This is a genomic window from Sphaerisporangium melleum (assembly GCF_014646695.1).
Classification (GTDB): domain Bacteria; phylum Actinomycetota; class Actinomycetes; order Streptosporangiales; family Streptosporangiaceae; genus Sphaerisporangium; species Sphaerisporangium melleum.
The window spans coordinates 90,216-98,202 of sequence record NZ_BMNT01000004.1 but is presented as its reverse complement, the minus strand read 5'-3'; the positions used below and the strand labels follow the sequence as shown (position 1 = coordinate 98,202).

The 7,987-nt window shown below is 72.8% G+C and carries 9 protein-coding genes; 4 read left to right on the top strand and 5 right to left on the bottom strand.

Annotation, left to right across the window (positions count from 1 at the left end; translation table 11 throughout):
• The first annotated feature begins 23 nt into the window (after window positions 1-23).
• Complete coding sequence (locus IEY93_RS04630; protein ID WP_189161692.1) at window positions 24-1,232, top strand: MFS transporter; 1,209 nt, start codon at window positions 24-26, stop codon at window positions 1,230-1,232.
• Window positions 1,233-1,258: 26 nt separating this feature from the next.
• Here IEY93_RS04630 and IEY93_RS04625 read toward each other — a convergent pair whose 3' ends face one another.
• Window positions 1,259-1,675, bottom strand: a complete 417-nt coding sequence (locus tag IEY93_RS04625; protein ID WP_189161691.1) for a hypothetical protein — start codon at window positions 1,673-1,675, stop codon at window positions 1,259-1,261.
• 170 nt (window positions 1,676-1,845) lie between these two features.
• Between IEY93_RS04625 and IEY93_RS04620 the strand changes: the two genes are divergently transcribed.
• Window positions 1,846-2,538, top strand: a complete 693-nt coding sequence (locus IEY93_RS04620) for a DUF1707 SHOCT-like domain-containing protein (RefSeq protein WP_229690856.1) — start codon at window positions 1,846-1,848, stop codon at window positions 2,536-2,538.
• A gap of 43 nt (window positions 2,539-2,581) precedes the next feature.
• Here IEY93_RS04620 and glpX read toward each other — a convergent pair whose 3' ends face one another.
• Window positions 2,582-3,616, bottom strand: coding sequence for a class II fructose-bisphosphatase (gene glpX / locus IEY93_RS04615; protein ID WP_189161690.1), 1,035 nt, complete (start codon window positions 3,614-3,616; stop codon window positions 2,582-2,584).
• A 153-nt stretch (window positions 3,617-3,769) separates the two neighbouring features.
• Between glpX and IEY93_RS04610 the strand changes: the two genes are divergently transcribed.
• Together IEY93_RS04610 and IEY93_RS04605 are read left to right on the top strand one after the other, a co-directional pair.
• A complete protein-coding gene (locus IEY93_RS04610) occupies window positions 3,770-4,366 on the top strand; it encodes a TetR/AcrR family transcriptional regulator (protein WP_189161689.1) in 597 nt (198 codons plus the stop codon).
• A 127-nt stretch (window positions 4,367-4,493) separates the two neighbouring features.
• The gene (locus IEY93_RS04605) at window positions 4,494-5,048 is read left to right on the top strand and encodes a DUF4245 domain-containing protein (RefSeq protein ID WP_189161688.1); all 555 of its coding nucleotides are present in this window, start codon (window positions 4,494-4,496) and stop codon (window positions 5,046-5,048) included.
• A gap of 128 nt (window positions 5,049-5,176) precedes the next feature.
• Here the strand turns inward: IEY93_RS04605 and IEY93_RS04600 are convergent, their stop codons facing one another.
• The 3 genes from IEY93_RS04600 to IEY93_RS04590 are packed head-to-tail and all read right to left on the bottom strand — an operon-like array spanning window position 5,177 to window position 7,848.
• Window positions 5,177-5,416 carry an exodeoxyribonuclease VII small subunit gene (locus IEY93_RS04600; RefSeq protein WP_189161687.1) on the bottom strand — a complete coding sequence of 80 codons (240 nt, stop codon included), beginning with the start codon at window positions 5,414-5,416 and terminating at the stop codon, window positions 5,177-5,179.
• A 37-nt stretch (window positions 5,417-5,453) separates the two neighbouring features.
• On the bottom strand, window positions 5,454-6,665 hold the full coding sequence (xseA, locus tag IEY93_RS04595) for an exodeoxyribonuclease VII large subunit (protein WP_189161686.1): 1,212 nt from the start codon (window positions 6,663-6,665) through the stop codon (window positions 5,454-5,456).
• Window positions 6,666-6,690: 25 nt separating this feature from the next.
• Window positions 6,691-7,848: a DUF8129 domain-containing protein gene (locus IEY93_RS04590; RefSeq protein WP_189161685.1), complete on the bottom strand. Its 1,158-nt coding sequence runs from the start codon at window positions 7,846-7,848 to the stop codon at window positions 6,691-6,693.
• Window positions 7,849-7,987: the final 139 nt, after the last annotated feature.

Below are 7,987 nucleotides of genomic sequence, written 5' to 3'. Positions count from 1 at the left end.
CCCCCCCCCCCCCCGGAGCCGCAGTGCCCACCCCCCGAGACCGGCGCGCGCGCCTTGCCACCTTCGCGGTGTTCTTCGTCCAGGGCCTGACCCTCGCCAGCCTGCTGAGCCAGGTGGCCGGACTCCAGCAGAAGCACGAGCTGAGCGACGGCGAACTGTCGATCCTGCTGCTCGTGGTCCCGATCCTCGCCGGTGCCGGCAGCGTGCTCGCGGGAGGCGTCGCCAAGCGGTACGGCAGCAAACGCGTGCTGCGCGTGGCCCAGCCCGCGGCGGCGCTGGCCGTGGTGCTCGCCGGGCTGGCCGCCGACGTCCCGCAGCTGGTCGCCGCCAACGTGCTGTTCGGCCTGTGCCTCGGAGCGGTGGACGCCGGCATGAACATGCAGGCCGTCGTGGTCGAGCGCGACTACGGCCGGCCGATCCTCACCGGCTTCCACGCCCTGTGGAGCGCCGCGGCGGTGATCGGCGCCACGTGGGCGTCGGTCGCTGGAAGCATGGAGCAGAGCCTGGTGACCACGCTCGCCGTCGCCATGGCCGTCGCGGTCGCCGTCGCCCTGCCGGCCGGTGGGGCACTCCGCACGGCCGCCGAGGAGCACCGCGACGTCGCACCGGACCCGGCCGGAGGCCCCTGGACCGAAGGGGCCGGCGGCGCGGGCGTGCCGTGGCGGCCGATCCTGCCGTTGTGCCTGGCGATGGCGTTCCTGTACGTGGGAGACGCGTCGATCTCGAACTTCGGGTCCGTCTACATGGACAAGATCATGCATGCGACGGCGGCCGTCATCCCGCTTGCTCTCGCGGCCTACCAGGCGACCACCTTCGTCGTCCGGGTCGCCGGGGACCTCGCCGTCCGGAGGTACGGGCCCGCGGTGATCGTCCGCATCGGCGGCCTGCTCGCCGCCCTGGGGTTCGCCGGCATCGTCATCGCGCCGACCGAGCCTCTGGCGATCGCGGCCTTCGGGCTCACCGGAGTCGGACTCGCGGTGGTGGCCCCACAGTCGTTCTCGGCGGCCGGCCGCCTCGACCCGGCCGGCACGGGCGTCGCCATCGCCCGGGTCAACATGTTCAACTACGTGGGGTTCATCGTGGGGGCCGCGCTGGTCGGCGGCATCGCGGAGGCGGCGGACTACCGCGTCGCCTTCGCCGCCCCGCTCGTGCTCACCGCCGCCATCGTCGCGCTGGCCCGGGGCTTCCAGCCCAGACCCGCCCACCCGGCCCTCCGCCCGGCGCAGGCCTGACCAGCACCGATCCGCCGAAGGTCGCGTCAGCGCCGGTCGGGTCTCGGCCAGACGCGGTCGGCGGCGGAGGTGCCGGCGGGCGGCGACAGCAGCACCGCCCGTGTCTCCTGCACCGTGAACTCGTCCACCACGTGCCGGTTGTGGACCAGGAAGCCGACGAGCCCGGCGACGGCCTGTGACCCCTGCCCGGCACGCACATGGGCGGTGAGCAGGTAGATGTGCGGGGCGGAGAGCTTGTCCAGCAGGAAGCGGCTGCCGTGCCGGTGGACGTCCTGCAGGGCTTTGATGGGCAACGGCCGTTCGGAGAAGAACCAGACGGCGACCTCCCAGAGCGGCGCCACCGACTCGGGATCACGCGAATCCTCGTAGCAGGCGACGCAGCCGAGGCGCGCGTCCTGCCCGTGGGGGCACGCCCAGTAGGCGGCGTCGTCCCGGTGGTTCACGCTTTCGGCTCCTTCGTGCACGATCGGCATTGGTCACGGATGGCCGCCGGTGCGGCAAGGCGGCGGAACAGGGCCGAGGTCACGATTCTGACCGATCTCCCGATCGTCATGTGCGCCGGATGACTGTGGCGAGGATAGGTCGGGAGCGCGAGTGGAGTTAGTGTCGAGGCGTGGAAGCCGAGCGCGGAGTGCGCTACGACCGTTGGAACGACCGCTGGCAGCGGCAGGGTGCCCCAGTGGTGCGGCAGATCCTGACCGGGTTGCTGAGTGCGCGGCAGCAGCACACCGGGCCCGCGCCGCAGGAGCTCCGGGCCTCCGACGACGACCGCGAGCGCGTGGTGACCGTGCTGCACGAGGCGGTCGCCGACGGCCGGCTCACCCCTGACGAGCACGAAGAGCGGGTCGAGCGGGTGTACACCTCGCGGACGCTCGGCGAGCTGGCCGCGCTCACCGCCGACCTGCTGCCCGAGCACCTGCAGCCGCTGCGAGCGGACGGGCGGCCGGTGATGGCGCTGTTCCGTTCCGAGCAGCGCGACGGCCGCTGGGTGGTGCCGTCGCACTACCCGGTCACGGCCGTCGGCACCGGCGTCACCCTGGACCTGCGCGAGGCTCTGCTGCAGAGCAGCCACATCACCGTCCAGGCCACCGTGGTCGGCGCCACGCTCACGCTGATCGTCCCCCAGGGGGTGCGGGTCGTCATCCCGGCCTCGGCGGTGGTGGGCGGCAAGAAGAACCAGGTGCCGATCGTGACGGCGCCCGACGCGCCCGTGATCGAGGTCACCGGCGTGATCATGATGGGCAACGTCGTCGCCAAGTCCCCCAAGCCGCCCCGCCGCGGCTGGACCCGCCGCCGAGGCTCCTGACCCCCGGCCCGGCGGTCCGGAACGGGGCGCTCGCGCCGGTGGGTCAGGACGCGGTGTCGAAGTTGATGGCGCTGTAGGCCCGCAGCTTCCAGAGCTGGTGCTCGCTCTCCACCTTGCGCACCGTCCCCGACCTGCCGCGCATGACCAGCGAGTGGGTGACCGCCACGCCGCCCCGATAGCGCACTCCCGCCATCAGTTCGCCGTCGGTGATGCCCGACGCGGCGAAGAAGACGTCGTCGGAGGTCACCAGGTCGTCGGTGGTGAGCACCCGGTTGAGATCGTGCCCGGCGTCCAGCGCGCGGCGCCGCTCGTCGTCGTCGCGCGGCCACAGCCTGCCCTGGATCACCCCGCCCAGGCACTTCAGCGCGCAGGCCGCGATGATGCCCTCCGGCGTGCCGCCCACGCCCAGCATCAGGTCGATGCCGGTGTCCTGGCGGGCCGCCATGATCGCGCCCGCCACGTCGCCGTCGGTGATGAACTTGATGCGCGCCCCGGTGTCCCGGACCTCCTTGGCGAGCCCTTCGTGCCGGGGACGGTCGAGCAGCACCACCGTGACGTCCGACCGCGAGCAGCCCTTGGCCCGGGCCACGGCCTCGATGTTCGCGGCCACCGGCGCGTTGATGTCCACCACGTCGGCGGCCTCCGGGCCGGTCACCAGCTTGTCCATGTAGAACACCGCCGAGGGGTCGTACATGGACCCGCGCGGGCTCACCGCGATCACCGAGACGGCGTTCGGCATGCCGAGCGCGGTCAGCCGGGTGCCGTCGATCGGATCCACGGCCACGTCGCACTGGGCGCCGCTCCCGTCGCCCACGCGCTCGCCGTTGTAGAGCATCGGGGCGTTGTCCTTCTCACCCTCGCCGATCACCACCGTGCCGTCCATCGAGACGGTGTTGATCAACTGGCGCATGGCGTTGACCGCCGCGCCGTCCGCGCCGTTCTTGTCCCCGCGGCCCACCCAGCGCGCCGCGGCCATCGCCGCCGCCTCGGTCACCCGGACCAGTTCGAGGGCGAGGTTGCGATCGGGCGCGCGCTCCTCGGTGGCCAGCGCGGGTGGTACGGATGTCTGTTCCGACATGTGCAAGCCCCTTATAAGTTGGACGAACGGCGATCGGGCGCCCGCGTACACGGCCCGCCGGCCTCCCGGCCGTCCGCACCGACCTCATCACAGCCGATTCCACGATCGTAGTTGTCCCACTTCGGCGGCCTGCGGAGGGATACTGTCACCTGCATGAGCAGCGACACGGAGAGACCGGTGACTGTGCGCACCTCCGAACGCGGCGCCGCCACGCGCGGCGCGCTCCTCGACGCGGCCCGCGAGGTGTTCATCACGCGCGGCTTCGCCGAAGCGGGGGTCACCGAGGTCGTCTCTCGCGCGGGCGCCAGCGTCGGCAGCCTTTACCACCACTTTTCCGGTAAGGCCGACCTCTACCTCACTCTTTTCGAGGAGTTCCAGTCCCGGCAGATGCAGCGGACCAAACAGGCGGTGCAAGGGGCTCGTGGCGAGGGCGAGAGCGACCCGCTGCGGCTGTTCGTCGTCGGCGCCCGCGCCTACCTCGGGGGGTGCTTCGACGAGAAGGAGCTCGCCGCGCTGTTCCTGCGCGGTGACGGCCCGCCCGGCTTCGAGGTGCTGATGCGCGATCGCATGCGCCAGTGGGTGCGGCGCAACGCCGCCCTCTTCGGGGACGAGAAGGGCGCTCTGGTCGTCGTCGTGACCGGCGCGCTGGCCGCCGCGGTGTCCGAGGTCGTGCTCTCCGAGGACGTCGCCGCCGCCCGGGGCTTCTCCGAAGAGGTACTGAAGATCATCGGTCAGATCCCCCGGCCCTGACCGGCGGGCACGGGGCCTGTCCGGCGCACGGCCCGGCCGGCCTCGCGACCTCCGGCCATGGCCGGCGCAGGCGGGGCGGCGTGGCCGTTTCGGGGGGCGGCCACCCAGACCGGTATTGTCCCTGCCTGTGCGCCGATTCACCCAAGGGTTCTACGGCTACGCGTTCGCCCTGCTGGTCTGCCTGGCGATCGTGGGCATCTTCCTGCTCATCGCGCCGCAGAGCCGCGAGGAGCACATCCCGCGGGTGGACTACTCGATGACCCTGGCCGGCCTGCGCCGCGTCGCCCCGTACGAGGTGCGGGTGCCCGACCCGGTGCCGGCCGGGTGGGTGCCGAACAGCTCCGAGGTCGACCAGAAGGGGTACGTCACCTGGCGGCTCGGCTTCGCGACGGCGAAGCGGTCGCACGCGCTGCTGGCGCAGAGCGACGAGCCCGGTGAGGCGTTCGCGAGCCGCATCGCCAACACCGACAAGGCCACCGGGACCCGGCAGATCAATGGCCAGGCCTGGCAGGAGCGCTACCGTCCGGACAAGAAGCAGCGCTCACTCGTCCTGGTCCAGCCCGATGTGACCCTGGTGGTCACCGGCCGGGCCGACTGGGACGAGCTGACCGACCTCGCCGCCTCCCTCAAAGCCCAGCCCAAGATCGCCCCCACCCCGATCCAGAGCGGAACCCCCGGCTAGCAGGGGCCTGGCGTTTTTCCCGGCCGTTCGCAGGGCCTTCTCACCGGCGCCGCGTCGGCGGGCCGGGGTACGGCGAATGCCGGCGCCGCCCTGCGGCGGGGACTCGGCGCGCCTTTCCGGTCAGCACATCAGAAGGGGGCTTCGTTCGGTGCGGGGGTGGTGTCGTCGCGCTTGGCCATGGCGGCGGCGAGCCTGACCCTGGCTCCCTGCAGCCACTCCTCGCAGATCGCGGCGAGCTTCTCCCCGCGCTCCCACAGCTCGATCGACTGCTCCAGCGTCAGGCCCCCGGCCTCCAGCCGCCGGACGACCTCGGTCAGCTCTTCGCGGGCCTGCTCGTACGACGGCGTCCCATCTTTCTCCTCAGCCACGGACCCCACCCTACGGGCAGCGGCGGCCTTCGCCCCGTCAGGTCGAGGGCTTGGCGACGGTGACCTCGACGCGGCCGTCGGAGAACCGCACGCTCAGCTCGTCCCCCGGCCCGAGACCGGCCGCCTGCCGCACGACATCGCCCGTCGGATGCTGCACGATGGCGTACCCCCGCTCCAGCGTCGCCGCGGGAGAGAGCGCGACGAGCCGGGCACGCAGGTGCTCCAGCGAGTCCCCGGCCCGGTCGAGGGAGGAGGTCAGGCAGCGGCGCGCCCGGTCACGCAGGGCCTCCACCTGCTCGACCCTGCGCTCGATCTCGCGCACCGGGTCCGACAGCGAGGGACGGGAGCGCAGCGCCGCCAGCCAGGACGCCTCGCGGTCGAGCCGGCCGACCACGACCCGGCGCCCCCGGTCACGGAGCTGGCGTACCAGGGTGAGCTGCTCGCCGACGTCCGGGACGACCTTCTTGGCGGCGTCGGTGGGCGTCGAGGCGCGCAGGTCGGCCACCAGGTCGATCAGCGGATTGTCCTGTTCGTGGCCGATGGCGCTGACCACGGGGGTGCGGCAGGCGGCGACGGCGCGCACCAGCGACTCGTCCGAGAACGGCAGCAGGTCCTCCAGCGAGCCGCCGCCCCGGGCGATGATGATCACGTCGATCTCGGAGTCGAGGTCGAGCTTGCGCAATGCCTCGGTCACCTCGCCCACGGCGTACGGCCCCTGGACGGCGACGGTCTCGACCTTGAACCGGACGGCGGGCCAGCGCCGGCGGGCGTTCTCCAGCACGTCGCGCTCCGCCGCCGAGTCGCGCCCGCAGATCAGCCCGATCGTGCCCGGCAGGAAGGGCAGGCGGCGCTTGCGCTCGGCGTTGGCCAGGCCTTCGGCCACGATGATCTGGCGCAGCCGTTCGAGCCGCGCCAGCAGCTCGCCGATGCCGACGGGGCGGATCTCCAGCGCGGTGAACGCGAACGAGCCCCGGTTGACCCAGAAGTCCGGCTTGATCAGCATGACGACGCGCGCGCCGTCCACCGGCCGCGGCACGGTCGCCTCGTAGACGTTGCGCGGGCAGGTCACCCGCGCCGACACGTTGGCCACCGGATCGCGCAGGGTCAGGAACACCGTGCCGCCGCGCGAGGACAGCTCGGTGATCTGCCCCTCGGCCCACACGGTGCCCAGCCTGCTGATCCACTGCGCCACCATCTGCAGCACCGAGCGGATGGGCAGCGGTTGCTCGGGCGAGGTCTTGGCCGTCATGCGCGCAGCCTACAAAGCGTCCCGGTCACTCTCCCGCTTCGAGCTTGGCCAGTCGCTTGGCGTACATCTGCAGGATGTCGTCCCGCGCGGCGGTCTGGCGCTCGTACTCCAGCAGCGAGCGGATCTGCTCGGCGGACTTGCCGCGCATCCGGGCCCGCAGCGAGGCCATGGTCAGCTCGGAGTAGCCGGGCATGGGCTCGGCGAGGGTCGGGGTCGTACCGGCCGGAGAGGTCTCGGCGGCGGGGGTCTGTACGGCGTCGGCGAGCTTGCCGTCCTCCTGCTTGGCCCGGCGCGTCCGCGGCTTGGGCGCGGGAGCGCTCTCTTCGGCGGTCGCCTTGGCGGCAGCGGGCTTGGCGGCGGCCGGGGCGGCCTTCGGCTTGCGGGTGGCGGGAGCGGTGCGCGGCTTGGCGGTCCTGGGCGCGCGCTTGGCGGGCGCGGCGGATGCGGGGCTCGCGGTCGCGGCTTCGGCCTGCTCGGCGCTCGCGGTGGCGGCCTCGGCGGGGGCGGGAGCGGCCTCGACGGTCTCCGCGGCCTGCTCAGCGGTGGCGGTGGCCGGCTCCGAAACGGCGGTGGCCTCGGTGACGGCCGTGGTGTCGGCCGTGGTGTCGCGCACCGACGGCGTGGCGGGCTCGGCGACCGGAGCGCTCGCGACGGGCTCGGCGGCCGGCGCCGGCTCGGCCACGGGCGCGACGGGCTCGGCAGGCTTCGCGGCCGCAGCCGGCTTGGCGGGCTCAGCGGGCACGACGGGCTCGGCGGACGCAGCAGGCTTGGCGGGCGCGGCGGGCTCCGCCGCCTTGGGCTCGACGGTCACCGGCTTGGACGCGACGCCGTTCGGGCCGTCGGTGGCGGGAGCGGAGCGGGGGGCGAAGATGACCGGCTCACGCCGTGCGGGCTTGGCCGCCGCGGTCTCCGCCTTCTCCTCCGGCTCGGCCACGACCACCTGCGGGGAGGTCACGCCTCCGGAGGGCTGCGCCGCGGCCTTGTCCTTCTCCTCGTCGCTGAGCAGGCGCTTGACGCCGGTGCGCACCCGGTCGCCCAACGAGAGGATCTGGCCGACCCCGCTGATCGCGGTCTGCAGGATGGTGAAGGGAACGTCCTTGGCCTTCTCCTTGAGCTCACTCGGCTCAGGGGCGGTGCGCCGGACGTTCTTGGCTATGGTGCGGACGATGTCGGTCAGTGACATGCCGACTCCCTACAGGGTCTGATATTGGACGACCAGTCGGACGAGACGGGGTCGCTTGAGGTCAAGGGGCGGACGGGCTTCGCCGTCGCACACGCCTCAAGCATAGGAAAGCAGAAAAACGGTGCGTGCCACCGTAACG

Excerpts from the sequence above, each read along its gene's own strand:
- glpX (WP_189161690.1), bottom strand. The coding sequence starts at position 3,616 with ATGTCGGAACAGACATCCGTACCACCCGCGCTGGCCACCGAGGAGCGC.
- IEY93_RS04610 (WP_189161689.1), top strand. The coding sequence starts at position 3,770 with ATGAGCAGCGACACGGAGAGACCGGTGACTGTGCGCACCTCCGAACGC.
- xseA (WP_189161686.1), bottom strand. The coding sequence starts at position 6,665 with ATGACGGCCAAGACCTCGCCCGAGCAACCGCTGCCCATCCGCTCGGTG.
- IEY93_RS04590 (WP_189161685.1), bottom strand. The coding sequence starts at position 7,848 with ATGTCACTGACCGACATCGTCCGCACCATAGCCAAGAACGTCCGGCGC.